Consider the following 17,681-nt stretch of genomic DNA (forward strand, 5'->3'; position numbering starts at 1 on the left):
TTTAACGGAAAGTTCCGCGATGAATGTTTAAACGAACATTGGTTTCGGGATCTGAGTCATGCTCGTGAACTCATCAGTAGCTGGCGTATGGATTACAATGAAAATCGTCCTCACTCAGCACTGGATTATCTGACTCCATCTGAGTTTGCAGCAACCACAAGAACAGTAACGAACAATGGTGATTTAATAAGCATTACTAATGAAATTTTGGATTAATTCTTGGGGGCAGGTCAGATGAGCAAGTACTCATCACTGAGTTAGACAACTTTATCCATAGTAAACGTTTGGAAAAAGTTACACCATTAACTCTGACGCAGTTGAATCAGCGTTGCACAAATTTCTTAGATTACCTAACCAAGCAAAACGTTAGTTTATCTGCCAAAGCTGCCAACACTTACAGAGACCACTTAATTGAAACGGGATTAAGTGCAAAAACAGTAAAAGAATACATTGCGGCCAATAAACAGTTCTTTGATTACTGCGAACGAATTGAACTCATTGAGAAAAATGTCTTCAAAGCCATAAAAGCACCAAAGACTCGTGGTACAAAAGCATCACAGCAACGTGACCGCTGGCAGTTGAAAGAGATCAAAAGGCTATTATCCAGCTCTGAATTTCGTAAAAAAGACGCTCAGTTCCAGTGGACAACTAAACTGCAAATTTACCAAGGATGCCGCCCTTCAGAGGTTTGTCAATTAACAACCCATAATATCCAAATGATTGATGGTGTCCCATGCATCTCGATTTCTGATTCCGAAGCGGGACAGAGGCTAAAAACGACCAATGCTTTTCGCATTGTCCCCTTGCACAGTCAATTGATAAAAGGAGGGTTTCTTGAGTATGTGCAAGAGCGCCGAGAGCAAAAGCAGAAACAGTTGTTTAACTATAAACCACATGGCGAGAATAAAGATTGGTCATTTCGATACCGCACTAACTTAGGAAAATTACAAACAGCCATTGGAATGAAACCCAATGCACGGCCAACTGCCTACTCGTTCCGACACACTTTTATCGATGAGTTAAAGATTGCTGATATACCTGAGCATGTCGTTGCGGAGATCGTTGGTCATGCTCACCCCAACATCACGTATGGTCGCTATGGAAAACAAGCTCAAATTCAACAACTACATGATGCTGTAAACAAATTCCCATGTCTGGAGGTAAACGATGCGTAAACTAGCGAATTTTGAGCTTCAAGCCGTGACAGAAGCGTTGGAACATGCGGATTTCACTCAAGAATATGATTTTACGCATCTAGTCAGTTGTGGAATAAACATCGAACATATCCGCCGAGTTTATCGACTTAAGTTGTCTTTGAGGCGTAACCCAACCCGAACAATTTTCGATGAGCTAGACAGTGTCTATTCAATTTATTCCACTATAGAGTCATTTAGCCAGCTAAAACTAATATTGGGTTATGAATTGCAAGAAGATGAACAAGAACGTGAGGATAAACTTCTGTTTCTAATGCACTTTCTAGAGCAGCATGGAATGCGACTTCAAACGAATGGAATCCAAGTACCATTCTCAGTTTTCGTCAATTTGATGTAGAGAGTTGTTATGGATGATAATCAACTAATAGACAATGCTCTGACTTTAGATACTTTTGCCATGGTTAGAATTGTGAACGATGGGGATGCTTGGGTTCAATATGGTGACAATATTAAAATCGTTACCAGAGCGAAAGCAGCAAATATCACAGCGGAAGTACTTAAAGTCATTGCAAAAGAGCTGAATAGACAAGAGTAGTAACATCGAAACATGGCGGCTTCTGCCGCCTATTTAAAAATAATACAGAATCTAGCCGTTCAGAATTTAAACAAGGTGGAATAAACTATTTCGATCAAGGTGATAATTTACGATCTTGCGATAAACAATTAAAATACAACTAGTTAAAAACAATCTACTTTGTTTTTATGCCGCATTTCGTCTTGTTGAAATGCCGTATTTATTCCTATTGGCAACATGGTAAGTTATACTGAAGCCAATATGTAAGCGAAGGAGGTTCAAATGACAGCCGTTGAATGTATTTATCAAAAGATAAAACGCTCTAGACGTTACGTCTTTGAACGTAAAGACTTTGATGATGTAGCAAGCTACGACCAGGTTGGACGAGCGCTAAGACAACTAGTTAAACAAGGTGATTTGATTAAGATTGGCTACGGTCTGTATACCAAAGCCAAACTCAATAGCCTAACGGGTAAACCTATGCCCACACACCCTGGCGGTACTGATGCTCTGATGCGTGAAATTTTGAAGATGAAAGGCGTCGATTTTGAAATGGATAGCCTCTCTTGGCAAAGCCTTTCAGGTCAGAGTACTCAAATCCCTTCATCCGTCCAGTACTCATGGAACCCAAAGCAATTTAATCGCAAATTAGTCGTAGGTAACAGAGTACTTAACTCACAAAATTGACGATGAAAAAACTAAAACAACAATTCTTAGAGGTTTCCGATGCTTTGGCACTAGGAAACCCAGCGATCATTGAGAAAGATTATTGGGTCGTCGCTTTACTTGCGGAGCTTGAAGCACTCTCAGTTGAAACACACAAACTGGTTTTCTCAGGTGGTACGGCACTTGCCAAATCTGATGTCAAAATACTCCGTATGTCAGAAGATGTAGATATTAAACTCATTCCTTCACAGGAGTTTGTCGCCTTAAGCCGTGGTAAAAAAAAGGCTTTACGGAAAGCATTGGTTGAGCAAATCGAAGCGAGAATCGCACAATCAGGTCACTTTGCTATCGAAGATAAATTAGTACGTAACGAATATCGTTATGTGGAATATGAGCTTAAATATCCTCAACAATTTAGCCAAGCTCCTTGCTTGCGTCCAATTATCAAGCTTGAGTTAATGGAAACGATTTCTCTTCATGCGATAGAAGAACGCTCCATACAATCGTTGGTTTCAGAACTTTACCAACAATCAAGAGAAGTCAACGCGTTTGCTTGCGTTTCTATTCAGGCAACTTTGGTGGAAAAAGTTCTTTCTATGCTCCGCCGTACCATGTTGGTCAAGCGTGACTCGGAGCGAAACGACGATGCCACTTTGGTTCGTCACATTTACGATGTTCACTGTATCGATATCGCGGAAAAAACTACTAGCGAAATACTCGCACCACTTTTTCACACGGTTTTACAAGAAGACATCCAACGTTTTGGCAACCAACATGCCGAGTTTGTCGAAGATCCTGTCAATGAATTGAATCTCGGGTTACAAGAATTAGAGAGTAATCCCCTCTTTCGACAACGTTTTGATGACTTTGTAAAACCAATGGTATTTAACCCACAACCACACGATTTTGATACGTGCTTTGCTTCATTTAAACGAATTGCGAAGTCACTGATAACAACCATTTAGAGTAAAAAATGAATAAACAACAGCTTGCCGCCAAAATTTGGGAATCGGCGAACCAGATGCGTTCTAAAATTGAAGCCAACGACTACAAAGATTACATTTTGGGCTTCATCTTCTATAAGTTCTTGTCTGATAAACAAGTTCAGTTCTTACTCCAAAATGACTTTGATAACGAATTGATTTCAAAGGTAAGTGAAGCGGATGCCGACACAGTTAAGTTTGTCCAAGATGAACTAGGTTACTTCATTGCATATGACAACCTGTTTTCAACGTGGGTCAATGACGGTAAAGACTTTGACATTGCGTATGTTCGTGATTCTTTGTCTGCTTTTAGTCGACCAAGAGGTTCGAATCTCTGAAGGTGGTGAGCTGAACAAGGTTCGAACTACCGCACTTCCGAACGGCCAACCAGAGGTTGCCTTGCCAGCCCACCGTAACTTGAGCGAGCTAAGGCTACACATAAAGCGTATGCGATACAAGGCATGGTCTTTATATGCTGGAAGTGAATGTGCGGGGTTCGAATCCCGGCACTGGTTCTGTCGGTGCTTGAGAATCGTAATCGCTGTGGGGGTTCATGGTGATTGGCTGGTTGCCGGATTTTGTGGTGTGTCGGAGAGATTGGTACTTTGGATGACATGGGGTTTTCTGTTTTATGCGAGTGACATCTTAATTTTGACGGGTTGTATGCTGCGCGATGGCTTTGCCGCTCTCTGTGCCTTCATGCTCCGCGCCCCAGACACTTTTGCCTTGCCCGCAAAAGTGTCCAAAAAGGTCGGTTGATTCGGGGGCGGGGGGCGCTGCCGGAGATGTAAGGGTTTATTGATTTATTGAAGTCCTGAATTCGGCATCATCCCCCTCATTTCTCACTTTGCCCGGCTATCGTTTTGGCATGTTCAAATAGCTCGTTGATGTAAGGATGCGGGCTTTTGGCATCGGCCAGTCGCACCAACACAATTTCCAGTGGCTCGCGATAGTCTGACCAAATGTGAACGAGCCTGCCGTCATCGATATATGCCTTCGCTACAGAATAAGGAATGCAAGCCACACCATTGCCGTGTATCGCCATCGGTAGCAGAGATTCAGAAATGGTGGATTGGAAAACAACCGAGAGTTTTTTCGCCTGAGGTGTGGCGTTAAACAGCGGCTGAGACAGCTCCAAAAGCTGAGAAGACGGTGCATACGTCAAATGGGGAATGGATACTTCTTCCAGCAGTTTGAGCGAGAACGATGCACCACAAACCCAAATCAGTGCGTCATCCGCCAATTTTAACACTTCAAATTCATCCGATTCGAAATAGCGTGCCGCTTGGTTACTTTGATAAAACAGTAAACAATCAGCCCGCTGAGATTGCAATGCAGCCTGATAGCCGGTCACTGAACGTACCCCCGAATCGATGCTACTGACAAGCGGTGTTGTCATGTAGTTCAATATTTGCGTAAACCACTGCGGGAAAAAGTTACAAGCCAAAGTATGCAAAGACGCAAACACCATCGGGTTCGGTTTATTGGCCACCATCTCTTCACAGCGTTCCGCCATTTGTACCATTTCTGCGGCAATGGGATAAAGCCTTTTGCCTTCCGGTGTTAACTTGACGGGAGTCCGGCTTCGGTCAAACAGTTCAACATTCAGATGCTGCTCCAGCTGCTGAATTCTGCGACTAAATGCAGCCTGAGAAGATGCATTTAATTGAGCGGCCAATGAAAATTTCTGGCAATCTGCCAAGGTGATAAAATCCTTTAACCAGCGAACATTCATCCTTTAATTCCTTCATCTTCACATTATCGAAATTTTGCATAAGTCATGCAAAATACAAGACATCAAATGCTTCCAATCAGTATAGATAAACGCATAGATTATCATCAAAGGAAAGGGAAATTTAACAACAACCCCATTAAACTGTAATAAATAAAAGGATTTATTATGAGACTTAAGTCAATAGCAGTTATTGCATATGGATTACTGTCCGTCGGTTTCTCAACGGCCAGTTATGCAAATCTTAAAGACGATATTATTCAACGTGGTACGCTGAAATGTGGTGTTTCAAGCGACAAAATGGGCTTTTCATACATCAATGACCAAGGTAAATGGGCAGGCATGGATGTGGATTACTGCCGTGCGGTCGCGGCGGCTGTTTTAGGTGACCCGAAAAAAGTTGAATACATTACCACCACTTCCAAAAACCGCTTCACCTCCCTCGCTTCCGGCGAAATCGATATTCTGTCACGTTCGACAACCTGGACGGTTTCTCGCGATGCCAAACTGGGTGCTGACTTCACCACGATCTGGTTTTATGACGGTCAAGGTTTCATGACGCGTAAATCTCTCGGAATTAAATCAGCAACCGAGCTCAATGGTGCAACGTTTTGTCTCTCTCCGGGGACTACCTCTGAACATAACCTTGCTGACTACTTCGGATCAAGAGGGCTGACTTATCGTTCCGTTGTTTTTGAAAAGACAGAAGAGCTGTACGCGGCATACCAAAAAGGCCGGTGCGATGCACTCACCAATGATGTCACAGGATTAGCGGCGCGCCGTACCCTGTTTAAAGATCCAAACCAGCACGTCATTCTCCCGGAAGTGATTTCAAAAGAACCGCTTGGCCCTTACGTCAAACAAGGCGATAACGAATGGCGTGATGTCGTTACCATGGTCGGTAACGCGCTGATCGAAGCTGAAGAGTTAGGTGTCACGCAACAAAATGCCGCAAAGCTGGCTAAATCATCACCAAAGCCTAAGATTAAACGTCTGCTTGGGACTGAAGGCAGCCTTGGCACAGATTTAGGTCTGAAACCGGACTGGGCACTGAAAGCGATTGAAGCAACCGGAAACTACGGTGAAGTTTTTGCCCGCAATGTCGGGGTCAATTCACCCCTGAAATTTGAACGTGGAGCGAACGCGCTATACACCAACGGTGGCTTAATGTACTCCCCGCCTTTCCGTTAATCGACTTTAACGACCAGCCTGCGTTTGCGTGGGCTGACCTTCCATGGACAGGTGGGAATCACACATGAAATTGACCAAAGGAACCCTGATAGACTGGGGCCAGCAAGCCTTACTGTTAATCACGGTGACACTCTTATTTTGGTACTTAGGTACTAACGCTTCTGAAAATATTGGCAAACTTGGCATTACCACGGGTTTTGACTTTCTTCGTGAACGTGCCGGTTATGACATCTCGTTTAGCCTGATTGATTACAACCAAAATGATACTTACTTAAAAGCCTACTACGTGGGGGTTGCCAACACACTGCTGGTTTCGTTTTTAAGTATCATTCTGGCAACCGTCATTGGCTTTATTATCGGTGTCGGTCGCGTCTCGAATAACTGGGTGGTCAGTCGCCTGTGCCGTGCATACGTGGAATTGGTTCGTAATGTACCACTCGTGGTTCAGCTCGTTTGGTGGTATGCCCTGTTCCTCAGCTTGCCGGCGATTCGTAACAGTATTCAGCTAAGCGATAACATTTACCTTTCTAACCGTGGCTTGGCCATTCCCCATTTGTCATTCGCGGGCTGGGGCGGCTATATATTTCTCGCGTTGCTTGTCTCGTGTTGTGCGGCATTTGCCTATCGCAAAGCGGTGATCAGCAAGGTTCAGTGGGTCGGTTTTACCCCGGTTTTATGGCCCCGGCTATTGGCGATCATCGTGTCGTTACCCTTGTTGGTGGTTCTCTATACTCTGGTCTCCGGCAATTTCGAGTACAGCACACCAAAGCTGGCCGGATTTAACTTTCAGGGCGGGATGATTGTGATTCCGGAACTGGTCGCGCTGTGGATTGCGCTCTCGGTTTACAGTGCCAGTTACATTGCAGAAATCGTCCGGGGCTGTATTCAGTCCATCGCCAAAGGCCAGCACGAGGCCGGAAAAGCACTTGGATTTAACGATTCAGCCATTATGTGGAAATTGATTGTGCCGCAGGCCATTTATCCGATGGTGCCGCAAATCACCAGTGTTTACCTGAATATTATTAAGAACTCGTCACTCGGTGTCGTGATCGGCTTTATGGAGCTGGTGTCCTCTACCGGCGGTACGACCTTAAACAATACCGGACAGGCTATTGAGTGCATCCTGATCGTAATGGGGACGTATTGTGTCTTCAGCCTGGTCACCAGCTTACTGATGAACTGGTACAACTCACACGTTGCGATAGGGAAATAAACATGCAAAGTAAAACTATCATGACATATATTGAACCTCGCCCGGCGATTGAAATAAAAGCGGGATGGCAAGCATGGTGCCGTCAGAATTTGTTCTCTTCGGTATTCAATACTTTTCTCACCATCGCAGGCTTACTGTTTGTTATCTGGCTGGTCCCGACACTGCTGAACTGGTTTATTTTTGATGCCACGTTTGTCGGAGAATCCCAAGCGGACTGCGTGTCTGGCGGTGCCTGTTGGTTACCCGTGGTGAACCGTATCGAACTGTTCACTTATGGTATGTATCCGGAGGCGCAACAATGGCGCGTCGATGTCGCCTTTGGTTTAGCGGCTATCGCGATCCCGATGCTGTATATCAAACGCTTTAATAAGCTGGTAATGCTCTGTTATATCGCTGTTTTGCCTTTTGCAATGTGGATGCTGCTCAAGGGCGGAACCTTTGGTTTAGAGACCATATCGACCACCAAATTTGCCGGCATTATGCTAACCCTGTTTTTGGCTATTTTCGGCATGGTGTTTGCGCTGCCCCTTGGCATCTTACTTGCGTTGGGACGCCGCTCAAAACGGCCGGTGATTCACTGGCTCAGTGTGGCTTACATCGAGTTGGTGCGCTCCGTTCCTGTCATCACCTTGCTGTTTATGGCCTCGCTCATGATCCAGTTATTCCTGCCACCGGGTCAAGAATTCGATGTGTTGTTACGTGTGGTTGCGGTACTGGTGCTGTTCACTGCGGCTTATATGGCTGAGACGATTCGCGGCGGCCTGCAATCGATTCCTCAGGGACAGTTTGAGGCGGCTCAAGCCCTTGGTTTCGGTTACTGGAAAATGATGGGACAGATCATTCTTCCGCAAGTCCTGAAAAACTCCATTCCACCGTTGCTGAATCAATTTGTCGGTATTTTAAAAGAGACCACACTAGTGATGATCGTCGGTGTGTTAGACGTGGTCGGTGTTGCTTCCAGCACACTCTCCAATGCGAAATGGGTTGGATTAGAAAATGAAATGTACGCATTTCTGGCGGTGTTTTTCTTTATCTGCTGTTTTTCACTCTCTCAGTACGCTGCTCATTTAGAGCGCCGCTTAAAATAATGCCCCTTTAGGAGAAGTTACACATGGAAGTCATCAACACCAAGAATTTAAATAAGTGGTACGACTCATACCATGCGCTGCGCGATATCAATCTCAGCGTGAAGAAAGGTGAACGTATCGTGATTTGCGGCCCTTCCGGTTCAGGAAAATCAACGCTGATCCGCTGTATCAACCAGTTGGAAAAGCACCAATCCGGTTCACTCAATGTGTTCGGTCAGGAAGTCAGTGACACCCCCAAAGACCTGATTGAACTGCGTAAGCAAGTAGGGATGTGTTTTCAGTCGTTCAACCTGTTCCCTCACCTCACCGTGCTGGAAAATTGCGTCTTACCGCAGACTGCAAACCTGGGCACCAAAGCCTCAGTTGCGATTGATAAAGCGTTAAGCTTACTGAAAAAAGTGAAGATCAAAGAGCAAGCCAACAAATATCCGACCCAACTTTCCGGTGGTCAGCAACAGCGGGTTGCGATTGCCCGCGCACTGTGTATGAATCCTGAGGTGATGTTGTTTGATGAACCCACCTCAGCGCTCGACCCGGAAATGATTGCGGAAGTATTGGATGTGATGACCGACCTTGCCAGCGAAGGGATGACCATGCTGTGCGTGACGCATGAGATGGGCTTTGCCCGCAAAGTCGCTGACCGTGTGATCTTTATGGACCAAGGGCAGATCGTTGAAGAAAACAATCCTGAAGCATTTTTCTCAGCCCCTAAATCACCTCGCACACGCGAGTTTCTCAATCAGCTGATTCATCATTAAGGACGTATATGTTAAACAAGTATTCTATTGCGATTCATGGCGGTGCAGGGGCAATGTCTAAAGGCAAGTTAACCCCGGAACAAGAATCAGAAATTACGACGGTCTTGAAAAACATTGTCGAAGACGGTTTAGCCAGCCTGAAAGAAGGTGCCAGTGCGCTGGATGTGGTTCAGGTTGCCGTCAACATGCTGGAAGATTGCGTGTGGTTTAATGCAGGCAAAGGTGCGGTATTCAATCACGCAGGCACCCATGAGCTCGATGCGTCGATCATGTGCGGCAAAACCCTTGATGCCGGTGCAGTATCGGGAATACGTTACAGTCCGAATCCGATTAACGTCGCCCGGGCAGTCATGGACAACTCCCCTCACGTCTATCTGGGCGGTGAAGGCGCAGAGCAGTTTGTGCGCGATATCGGGTTGGTCGAAGTAGACAACACCTACTTCTCCACAGAGATGCGCTATCAACAGCTTCAATCGGCCTTGAAAGCACAGGAAGTCATTCTCGAACCCACCCAGAACGACTACAAATACGGGACGGTTGGTGCTGTCGCATTTGATAAACACGGCAATCTGGCCGCTGCCACATCGACCGGAGGAATCACCAACAAACAATATGGCCGTATTGGCGATTCACCGGTGATTGGCGCCGGGACTTATGCCAACAACCAAACTTGTGCGGTTTCAGCGACAGGCCATGGCGAGCATTTCCTCAGACATGTGGTTGCCCACAATATTTCATCCCGAATGGCGCTGGCACACGAAAGTCTGGAGCAAGCCGCCAATCATGTGATCTTTACCGATCTGAAAAGCACCGGAGGCAGTGGTGGTGTGATTGCTGTCGATCACCAAGGGAACATTGTCCTGCCATTCAACACCGAAGGCATGTACCGGGGCTGGGGCGGCTCGAACCAACCGGCACAAGCAAAAATTTACGAATAGCAATCCACTGCGCTACCACGTCGAAATCCAAACGGTTCAATTGACGTCAGACTCCCTCTGGCTGGCGTCGGTTGCTCCTCCCTCAGTCGATGGGTCACCCGCCCTCACATGAAGGCACACACGTTGAGAATTGCGCTTCAAGCCATTGCTGAAACTGTTGCTCTTGGGTTCCCGATGCTTGTGATTGTCGCAATAATACATAGTGATAACCGGACAAAATAAAGCCAAAAGGAGCAACCAGTCTGCCATTTGCCAAATCATCAGCAACCAGGGGATATGAACCGATTGCTGCCCCTAACCCGTCAACAGCCGCTTGTAAACAGAAATAAAAATGGTCGAATGATTGACTAACACTGTTCAGGTGAAGTTCATGGTTTGATCGGCTTGACCAATCCTCCCATGCGCCACGGCGTGTCTCACTGTGAAGCAGGGTGATAGTGGAAAAATCATGTTGAACCTGATGCCAGTATTGCGGAGAAAACACCGGCCCGACCCACTCTTCCGCTAACGGATGCACCCCATAGTTTGCCGGGATATCAAAGTCATCACGACGGATGGCCATCGATAAACCTGACTCGCCTAAGGTAACAGGGCCGCCTGCCGTCGATAATCTGATATCGACACCAGATGTCTGGTAATAGTCCGCCAGTCTCGGCATCAGCCAACGCATGGTTAATGTCGGCTCGCAGGAGACTTCAAGATAATGAACCGAGGCACGCTTTACTTTATGAATACCAGTGTCTAACGCATTAAAAGCAACATCCGTGTACTGTTTCAGCAGCGTGCCCTCCGGTGTCAGTCTCAATCCTCGTCCTTGTTTGTAAAACAGCGGCTGAGCAAGGTGGGCTTCTAACAATTTAATCTGCTTACTAACCGCACCGTGAGTAATATGAAGCTTATCTGCCGTCTCCGTGAAACTGGCAGACTCAGCAGCGATGTGAAAAACATGAAAAGCTTTCAAGTGTCTCATTGGTGAATTTTTCTCACATAATATGTGCAATTTTTTCGATTATAACTTGCTCCCGGATAGTTACAATAATCTCAAATCAACCGATGAGAGAACGGATATGGAAATCACAAGTTATATCATTTTGGGATTGTTAATTGTCATAAGCCCCGGTGTAGACTTTGTGCTCGTGGTTAAAAACAGCCTGAGCAGTGGCAGGAAAGCAGGATTGTTGACCGGACTGGGCATTGGGGTTGGCGTCTGCATCCATATTACCTACTCAATTCTTGGCATCAGTCACTTATTGTCACAGAATGTGGTGCTGTTCAACATGATTAAATATGCCGGCTCAGCCTATTTAATCTACTTGGGGGTAACTGCCCTTTTTTGCTCAAAGTTTACATTCAGTCATAAAACGGTGTCCCGGCCGCAGGAGGCGCACAATCCCCGCAAATATTTTACACAGGGCTTTTTCTGTAACCTGTTAAATCCGAAAACGATGCTGTTTTTTCTCAGTGTATTTAGTCAAATCGTCTCCCCGGACATGGATAACAGCACCCCATTTGCGTTGATTTATGGGCTGTACATTGCTGCATTGCATATCTTGTGGTTTTGCCTGATCGCGTTTCTGATTACTTCTGAGAAAATATTAGCGGTCTTCCAGAGGATCGGACATCGGATTAATCAAGCCTGTGGTGTCGGCCTCATCGCCTTCGGTGCAACGCTGTCACTCTAGGGGCTGTTGACCTTTCGTGGTTGAATTTTGTTCAATCTGAACGGGTATTGATCGCGGCGCGAGGCATGCCGCTTAGCTATCCTAAGCAAATGACCCGCAACAAAGAGCAAGACACGTTCAGATGAAACAACACCCATATATGCTATTCATCGTCTAAGTGGAGAAACAGACTAATTTTATATAGGTAAATCAGGACAAAATATGATTTATGATCAAAATAAAATACAAAAATAACATATGCAACATATTGAAATAAATATATTTGTTATTATTTGGTGCAAAATGTAACCGATTGCACCAAAACAATCCAAAGAAAGGCCTTTTATTATAAAAAAACACCAAATTTGTATGGCATGAATAATGCTTTATTGGTATTGCAGTATTTTCTATTAAAAGGACTTTGTAATGAAAAAGAGATATTTGGTATCTGCAATCATGTTACTCACCAGCATGTCAAGTTACGCGGATAATTTACCTCATGTCACCATCTATGCCACAGGCGGAACAATTGCAGGCTCATCTGCTTCAAATGTGGATAGTACGGACTATAAAGCAGGCAGCTTAGGGGTTGATAAACTGATCCACGCAGTGCCAGAGTTAAAAGGCTTCGCAGATGTAAGCGGCGTCCAAATTGCTAACGTCGGATCGCCTGACATCGATAAAAAGACGCTACTGAATATGGCGAAAACCATTAATGAAGATCTAGCCAAAGATGAAACTCACGGAGTTGTTGTAACACATGGTACAGACACATTAGAAGAAACGGCTTTCTTCTTAGATCTGACAGTTAACAGTAAAAAACCAGTCGTCGTCGTTGGCGCCATGAGACCGGCCACAGCAATTAGTGCCGATGGTGCGATGAATCTATATGATGCGGTAAAACTGGCTAGCGTCGATGAAGCAAATGGCCGTGGCACGATGGTTGCCATGAATGACCGGATTAGCCCGGCCTATTACGTGACCAAAACCAATACGCACGCCGTAGAAACTTTCCAAGCGCCAGAGGCTGGTTATCTCGGTGGTTTCATCAGCGGCCAACCCTACTTTTATTACAAAAACACGCAACCGATGGAAAAGCCACATTTTGATATCTCAGATATTAAAGAGCTGCCTAAGGTCGATATCTTATATAGCTATCAGGATCAGGATGACTCACTAATTAAAGCCGCGATTAAAAATGGTGCGAAAGGGATTGTCATCGCGGGCACGGGAGATGGCTCAACGCCGAGCTGGATTCAGGACGCAATTAAGGATGCAATGAAAAAAGGAATTCCCGTCGTCGTTGCGAGCCGAGTATATACAGGTTATGTCTCAACACATGACAATGCAATCGGTTCAGGGTTCTATAACCCACAGAAATCAAAAGTAATTTTAGAGCTCGCTTTAGCTAAAGGCGAATCCGTGGATGAGATTCGCAAATACTTTGCCAAGCTATAAAAGTTAATTTAAATCAAATATTTATAATAATAAAAAAACCAAAATAAAAGGATGGGTTTCCATCCTTTTATTGTCATTCACCATACACTCGATTCCTCAACACAATTCAAATAATCAATCAAGACAAGATGATAGAGAAAGTAAGAAAATGTTGCTTGTGCCAATCAACACTTGCTGATTATTAACCAAATTTTTATCTATTTTAAACGGATAAATACAAGAAAATTCCACATAAAATATAAAAAACCAACCAGTTAAACCAACCAAAAAATAAATAACAGAACAAAACTCCATTTTGTCAGTTATTGCTTCTAAAGCATGGATTTGAGTAGAAACTCAATTTTTTATCGCATAGACTCATTCTTGTATTGACTATAATTATAATCTCACGTCATTAATGGCTTCTTTTATACAACTGACCTTCAACTACTGACGTGCTAAGATGATGAAAAATATCTCAACCAAGTTATTATTGATACCATTATTATTTTCCCTCGCTCTATTTAGTGTGCATACCTTAAATGGTATGGTTTCCCGCGAAGTGATGAATCGATTTGAATCGGTATATCTGGATCGTGTCGTTCCATTAGCAGACTTGAAAAAGATCTCTGATTTATATGCTGTAAATTTGATTGATGCCGCCAACAAATATCATGTTGGCCTGCTGACAAAAACGCAACTCTACTCAAGCATTCCAGATGCAATGAGTCAGGCAAAGAGCATTTGGCAAGCTTACCTAAACACAGCATTAACCGGTAAAGAAATAGCGTTAACTCAACGCCTGAATGCCAAGTTTCAAGAGATTGAGTCAACGATTCCACAATTGTTAGTACAACATAAGAATAATCAAATTGATGATACCAAGTTGATCAAACAGCTTTATCAACTTATCGATGTAATGGGGGGAGATTTAACCTCATTAATCAATCTGCAGCTGAATGTATCGAATCAAGAATTTACCCTGTCACAAAGCGAATTAAAAAGCGCGACATTCTGGGGATGGGTGATTACACTCTCAACTTCATTGTTTGTCTCTTTACTCTCCTTTTGGTTTGCCAAAAGAGAAGTAAGAAATTTACCCAAAATCGTCGCATGGTTAAAAGCGCTTGCTGAAGGGACGGTCAGCCGGGAAAAACTACCGTTGAGCAACAATGAGCTCGATAGTATATCCACATCGCTAGATACCTTATCGACCCAGTTATCGAGTGTGGTTTCAGAGAGTCAACATGTGATGCATGCCATCAAGATGAAGCAAGATCAATCGCTACAATTGGTTGAGCAGAACCGGACCAACTCCTTTGAGGAACTCTCTTCGGTTGAACAAGTGGCGACCGCCTCAGCAGAACTGGCATCGACGGCCCACGATGTCGCAACCAATGCGGTTAAAGCCGAAGAAGCGGCTGCGCAAGCCAATCACATCATCGGCTCCAGTCAGTCGATTCTCAACAACTCCACGCAAACCACCGAAGAAATCAGTGCTTCGATTCTTGATGCGAAAGAGATCGTCAATCGACTGAGAGAATATTCAGAAAACATTAATACGGTTGTTGAGGTGATCAATAATATCTCTGAACAAACCAATCTATTAGCGCTCAATGCTGCAATTGAAGCTGCGCGTGCCGGAGAACATGGTCGAGGTTTTGCGGTTGTAGCTGATGAAGTGAGAGCGTTAGCCGGGAAGACGCAAAAGTCCACTATTGATATTCAGAAAATCATCTCACAACTGCAAGAGCAATCCCTGCTTGCCGATGATTCAATGAGTCAAAATGTTGAATTGATGGTTTCCGCGAAAACCGCAACAGAGGAGTTAGCCCGCTCGTTTGAGGTTATCTCTGCGGAAGTGACTCAAATTACCGAAGTGAATGCCATTGTGGCAACCGCTTCTGAAGAGCAAAGTGCTGTCACTCAGGATATTTCAAAACAGCTTGAAGAGATTAATACGCTTGTACAACAAAACATTAAGGGCATTGAAGAGAGTTCAAAATCAAATCAGGATGTGAGTCAACTCGCTGAACAGCTACACACCAAGCTCTCTTTCTTTAAAGTAATACAATAAACTGCCGGCAAAGTGCCACGCTTTTAGTGGTATCTGTCCTGCACAAAAATGCCACCGGTTCATCGGTGGCATTTTGTTGGTGTGGTCTGGTCAATTCACTGACTGGCTAAGCAATGATATCTCACCTTATTACAGTGAATCGATGTCACATCTTTGGTTATCACCCTTCGCGGGTTTTAAACGATTTCAGAATCGAACGGATTTGAACCAACACCACAATAGCAAAGCAGGTTGCAAGCACCATTGACACCGGACGTTCAACGAAAGCCAGAATATTCCCGTCCGATTTAATCAGCGATGAGAGTAAGTTTTTCTCCAGCATCGGCCCCAGAATCATCCCCAAGATAATCGGAGAAATTGGATACTGCGCCCGCTGTAATAAATATCCGACAACCCCCATGCCCAACATCACCACAATTGAAGAGAGCGAGTTATTAATCGCAAAAGAACCGACGGTGCTAAAAATAATAATAATCGGATACAGAATCGCTTTATCAATAAATATCACACGCTTAATAAAGTTAACCACGATAGTCGCTAACGGAATCAGCATCAAATTGGCAATGAAAAACAAGATAAATACTGCATAAAGTTTCTCAGGATGGAATAAGAACAGCGTTGGCCCGGGGTTCATATCTTTCATATACAGAACACCGATAATAATCGCTGCCGCAGAATCCCCCGGAATACCAAAGACCAAAGAAGGAATCCAGCTCCCGGCTAAACTCGCATTATTACTTGATGACGCATCAATAATTGCTTCTTCAGAGCCTTTACCGTACTTCTCCGGATTTTTGGAAAACTTTTGTGACAGTGCATAAGAAATCCACGCTGCAATATCAGCACCGGCGCCCGGCAGTGCACCAATCAGCGTCCCTAAAATACTGCTACGGCCAATGTTGAACTTATAGCGCCACATCGTCCTCGGTATGCCTTTGAACAGATTAAAACTCGACTGAGTCGGAATCACGTCTTGCTTTTTACTGGTGATCCGGCCGGCGTAGTATTCAATCGCGCCGGAAATGGCAAACAAACCGATCATCGCAGGAATGAAACTAATGCCCTGCAACATACTCACCTGCCCAAACGTAAAGCGTGGCACACCGGTAATCTGATCGTAACCGACACAAGCGAGAAGCAAACCAAGACACAGTGTCATCATGCCTTTCACAGGCTGGCTACCAACAACTAATGTTGCACAGGTCAGCCCCAACAGTGAGAGCCACGTATATTCATAAGAGCTGAACTTTAAGGCAAACCGGGCTAAGGCCGGTGCAGCAAACATCAGAATAAACGCACCGATCACACCACCGATCACCGAACTGGTCAGGCCAATACCAAGCACCCGATTTAATTTACCCTGTTTCACCAGTTCATTAGAATCCGCAACATAAGCGGCTGAGGCCGGCGTCCCGGGTATTCTCAACAATGCTCCCGGAATATCACCGGCGTAGATTGATGATGCCCCGATAGAAATCATCAGCGCCAGAGCCGGGATCGGATCCATGAAAAACGTAAATGGCACCATCAACGCCACAGCCATGGTTGCTGTCAGGCCGGGAATAGAACCGACAATCAGCCCGAATAACCCGGCAGCAATCACTGCCAGAATCGCGCTCATATCGATATACTGAAATGCTTCGACTAAAACAGACATATTCACCTCTATGACCAGAAACCTTCAGGCAATGCCACCATCAGGATATGTCCGAAAACATAATAAATAATTCCTGAAGACAATACCGAAAAGACCAGATTCATTAATATTTTCTGAGGGTTACGTAAAGTCATCAGTCCAAACAATAGCCCTGTCGCACAAATCAGAAAACCCAGATAAGAAATTAAAACGGTAAATAATCCGAGCGCCACAATCACCAACAACAACGCGCGAATCTCCCCGCCGGTTAGCCGGAGTTTTTCTGGTCGCTGACGCAGATGAATTACGGCATCCAGTACGGTAAACAGCAATAAAAAAGCACTGAGAATGGTTGGCATATATCCCGCACCATAAGAGCCGATACCACCATATTGCTGGATACTGGTAATGAGTATAAGCAGTGAAAAAATCCCAAGAATAAATTGGGAAAGCGGTAATGAACGCATAAGATACCTACGTTTTTCTGAGAGCCTATATTGATTACACATCACAACAGGCTAAATTTCCGGGCGGAAGCCGAAACCCCCGCCCCAGGTTATTTCAACTGATTGG

19 protein-coding genes and 1 pseudogene are annotated in these 17,681 nt (G+C 44.7%); 15 read left to right on the forward strand and 5 right to left on the reverse strand.

Annotated features, from left to right (window positions below):
- From VR7878_RS04140 to VR7878_RS04170, 7 genes and pseudogenes are all read left to right on the forward strand, one after another.
- Positions 1-216: integrase core domain-containing protein (locus VR7878_RS04140; protein ID WP_139343957.1), on the forward strand; the 216-nt coding region annotated here is incomplete at its 5' end.
- Positions 217-284: 68 nt separating this feature from the next.
- Positions 285-1,175, forward strand: a complete 891-nt coding sequence (locus VR7878_RS04145) for a tyrosine-type recombinase/integrase (RefSeq protein ID WP_235862845.1) — start codon at positions 285-287, stop codon at positions 1,173-1,175.
- Positions 1,168-1,551 carry a hypothetical protein gene (locus tag VR7878_RS04150; protein ID WP_031854371.1) on the forward strand — a complete coding sequence of 128 codons (384 nt, stop codon included), beginning with the start codon at positions 1,168-1,170 and terminating at the stop codon, positions 1,549-1,551. The genes VR7878_RS04145 and VR7878_RS04150 overlap by 8 nt, the downstream gene beginning before the upstream one ends.
- Before the next feature lie 9 nt (positions 1,552-1,560).
- On the forward strand, positions 1,561-1,749 hold the full coding sequence (locus tag VR7878_RS04155; RefSeq protein ID WP_000342585.1) for a hypothetical protein: 189 nt from the start codon (positions 1,561-1,563) through the stop codon (positions 1,747-1,749).
- Between the two features lie 261 nt (positions 1,750-2,010).
- Positions 2,011-2,415 carry a DUF6088 family protein gene (locus tag VR7878_RS04160; RefSeq protein ID WP_000127617.1) on the forward strand — a complete coding sequence of 135 codons (405 nt, stop codon included), beginning with the start codon at positions 2,011-2,013 and terminating at the stop codon, positions 2,413-2,415.
- Between the two features lie 2 nt (positions 2,416-2,417).
- Positions 2,418-3,359, forward strand: coding sequence for a nucleotidyl transferase AbiEii/AbiGii toxin family protein (locus VR7878_RS04165; protein ID WP_077333672.1), 942 nt, complete (start codon positions 2,418-2,420; stop codon positions 3,357-3,359).
- An 8-nt stretch (positions 3,360-3,367) separates the two neighbouring features.
- A pseudogene (locus VR7878_RS04170) lies at positions 3,368-3,694 on the forward strand (type I restriction-modification system subunit M N-terminal domain-containing protein); the annotation flags it as partial.
- A 47-nt stretch (positions 3,695-3,741) separates the two neighbouring features.
- On the opposite strand, the gene VR7878_RS20780 reads toward VR7878_RS04170, so the two are convergent.
- Positions 3,742-3,993 (reverse strand): hypothetical protein, encoded by a 252-nt coding sequence (locus tag VR7878_RS20780; protein ID WP_139344003.1) that lies wholly within the window; start codon positions 3,991-3,993, stop codon positions 3,742-3,744.
- 219 nt (positions 3,994-4,212) lie between these two features.
- Positions 4,213-5,112, reverse strand: coding sequence for a LysR family transcriptional regulator (locus VR7878_RS04180; protein WP_077333676.1), 900 nt, complete (start codon positions 5,110-5,112; stop codon positions 4,213-4,215).
- 165 nt (positions 5,113-5,277) lie between these two features.
- Between VR7878_RS04180 and VR7878_RS04185 the strand changes: the two genes are divergently transcribed.
- The 5 genes from VR7878_RS04185 (at position 5,278) to VR7878_RS04205 (ending at position 10,297) form a co-directional block, all read left to right on the forward strand.
- Positions 5,278-6,300, forward strand: a complete 1,023-nt coding sequence (locus VR7878_RS04185) for an amino acid ABC transporter substrate-binding protein (RefSeq protein WP_077333678.1) — start codon at positions 5,278-5,280, stop codon at positions 6,298-6,300.
- A 64-nt stretch (positions 6,301-6,364) separates the two neighbouring features.
- Positions 6,365-7,513: an amino acid ABC transporter permease gene (locus VR7878_RS04190; protein ID WP_077333680.1), complete on the forward strand. Its 1,149-nt coding sequence runs from the start codon at positions 6,365-6,367 to the stop codon at positions 7,511-7,513.
- 2 nt (positions 7,514-7,515) lie between these two features.
- Complete coding sequence (locus tag VR7878_RS04195; RefSeq protein WP_077333682.1) at positions 7,516-8,601, forward strand: amino acid ABC transporter permease; 1,086 nt, start codon at positions 7,516-7,518, stop codon at positions 8,599-8,601.
- 23 nt (positions 8,602-8,624) lie between these two features.
- Positions 8,625-9,359 carry an amino acid ABC transporter ATP-binding protein gene (locus tag VR7878_RS04200; RefSeq protein WP_077333684.1) on the forward strand — a complete coding sequence of 245 codons (735 nt, stop codon included), beginning with the start codon at positions 8,625-8,627 and terminating at the stop codon, positions 9,357-9,359.
- An 8-nt stretch (positions 9,360-9,367) separates the two neighbouring features.
- Positions 9,368-10,297: an isoaspartyl peptidase/L-asparaginase family protein gene (locus tag VR7878_RS04205; RefSeq protein ID WP_077333686.1), complete on the forward strand. Its 930-nt coding sequence runs from the start codon at positions 9,368-9,370 to the stop codon at positions 10,295-10,297.
- Positions 10,298-10,391: 94 nt separating this feature from the next.
- Here VR7878_RS04205 and VR7878_RS04210 read toward each other — a convergent pair whose 3' ends face one another.
- Positions 10,392-11,267 (reverse strand): LysR family transcriptional regulator, encoded by an 876-nt coding sequence (locus VR7878_RS04210; RefSeq protein ID WP_077333688.1) that lies wholly within the window; start codon positions 11,265-11,267, stop codon positions 10,392-10,394.
- Between the two features lie 97 nt (positions 11,268-11,364).
- Between VR7878_RS04210 and VR7878_RS04215 the strand changes: the two genes are divergently transcribed.
- From VR7878_RS04215 to VR7878_RS04230, 3 genes are all read left to right on the forward strand, one after another.
- Entirely contained in the window at positions 11,365-11,979 is a 615-nt protein-coding gene (locus VR7878_RS04215) for a LysE family translocator (RefSeq protein WP_077334175.1), read from the forward strand.
- A 405-nt stretch (positions 11,980-12,384) separates the two neighbouring features.
- Entirely contained in the window at positions 12,385-13,416 is a 1,032-nt protein-coding gene (locus VR7878_RS04220) for an asparaginase (RefSeq protein WP_077333690.1), read from the forward strand.
- Between the two features lie 442 nt (positions 13,417-13,858).
- Positions 13,859-15,472: a methyl-accepting chemotaxis protein gene (locus VR7878_RS04230; protein WP_235862846.1), complete on the forward strand. Its 1,614-nt coding sequence runs from the start codon at positions 13,859-13,861 to the stop codon at positions 15,470-15,472.
- 160 nt (positions 15,473-15,632) lie between these two features.
- Here VR7878_RS04230 and VR7878_RS04235 read toward each other — a convergent pair whose 3' ends face one another.
- Both VR7878_RS04235 and VR7878_RS04240 read right to left on the reverse strand, forming a co-directional pair.
- Positions 15,633-17,129, reverse strand: coding sequence for a tripartite tricarboxylate transporter permease (locus tag VR7878_RS04235; protein ID WP_077333694.1), 1,497 nt, complete (start codon positions 17,127-17,129; stop codon positions 15,633-15,635).
- A gap of 8 nt (positions 17,130-17,137) precedes the next feature.
- Entirely contained in the window at positions 17,138-17,575 is a 438-nt protein-coding gene (locus tag VR7878_RS04240; protein WP_159440429.1) for a tripartite tricarboxylate transporter TctB family protein, read from the reverse strand.
- Positions 17,576-17,681 lie beyond the last annotated feature (106 nt).

The organism is Vibrio ruber DSM 16370 (assembly GCF_900163965.1).
Taxonomy (GTDB): Bacteria; Pseudomonadota; Gammaproteobacteria; order Enterobacterales; family Vibrionaceae; genus Vibrio; species Vibrio ruber.

Excerpts from the sequence above, each read along its gene's own strand:
- VR7878_RS04220 (WP_077333690.1), top strand. The coding sequence starts at position 12,385 with ATGAAAAAGAGATATTTGGTATCTGCAATCATGTTACTCACCAGCATG.
- VR7878_RS04165 (WP_077333672.1), top strand. The coding sequence starts at position 2,418 with ATGAAAAAACTAAAACAACAATTCTTAGAGGTTTCCGATGCTTTGGCA.
- VR7878_RS04155 (WP_000342585.1), top strand. The coding sequence starts at position 1,561 with ATGGATGATAATCAACTAATAGACAATGCTCTGACTTTAGATACTTTT.
- VR7878_RS04190 (WP_077333680.1), top strand. The coding sequence starts at position 6,365 with ATGAAATTGACCAAAGGAACCCTGATAGACTGGGGCCAGCAAGCCTTA.
- VR7878_RS04210 (WP_077333688.1), bottom strand. The coding sequence starts at position 11,267 with ATGAGACACTTGAAAGCTTTTCATGTTTTTCACATCGCTGCTGAGTCT.
- VR7878_RS04205 (WP_077333686.1), top strand. The coding sequence starts at position 9,368 with ATGTTAAACAAGTATTCTATTGCGATTCATGGCGGTGCAGGGGCAATG.
- VR7878_RS04240 (WP_159440429.1), bottom strand. The coding sequence starts at position 17,575 with ATGCGTTCATTACCGCTTTCCCAATTTATTCTTGGGATTTTTTCACTG.
- VR7878_RS04200 (WP_077333684.1), top strand. The coding sequence starts at position 8,625 with ATGGAAGTCATCAACACCAAGAATTTAAATAAGTGGTACGACTCATAC.
- VR7878_RS04180 (WP_077333676.1), bottom strand. The coding sequence starts at position 5,112 with ATGAATGTTCGCTGGTTAAAGGATTTTATCACCTTGGCAGATTGCCAG.
- VR7878_RS04195 (WP_077333682.1), top strand. The coding sequence starts at position 7,516 with ATGCAAAGTAAAACTATCATGACATATATTGAACCTCGCCCGGCGATT.
- VR7878_RS04185 (WP_077333678.1), top strand. The coding sequence starts at position 5,278 with ATGAGACTTAAGTCAATAGCAGTTATTGCATATGGATTACTGTCCGTC.
- VR7878_RS04160 (WP_000127617.1), top strand. The coding sequence starts at position 2,011 with ATGACAGCCGTTGAATGTATTTATCAAAAGATAAAACGCTCTAGACGT.
- VR7878_RS04235 (WP_077333694.1), bottom strand. The coding sequence starts at position 17,129 with ATGTCTGTTTTAGTCGAAGCATTTCAGTATATCGATATGAGCGCGATT.
- VR7878_RS04230 (WP_235862846.1), top strand. The coding sequence starts at position 13,859 with ATGATGAAAAATATCTCAACCAAGTTATTATTGATACCATTATTATTT.
- VR7878_RS04150 (WP_031854371.1), top strand. The coding sequence starts at position 1,168 with ATGCGTAAACTAGCGAATTTTGAGCTTCAAGCCGTGACAGAAGCGTTG.
- VR7878_RS04215 (WP_077334175.1), top strand. The coding sequence starts at position 11,365 with ATGGAAATCACAAGTTATATCATTTTGGGATTGTTAATTGTCATAAGC.
- VR7878_RS20780 (WP_139344003.1), bottom strand. The coding sequence starts at position 3,993 with ATGTCATCCAAAGTACCAATCTCTCCGACACACCACAAAATCCGGCAA.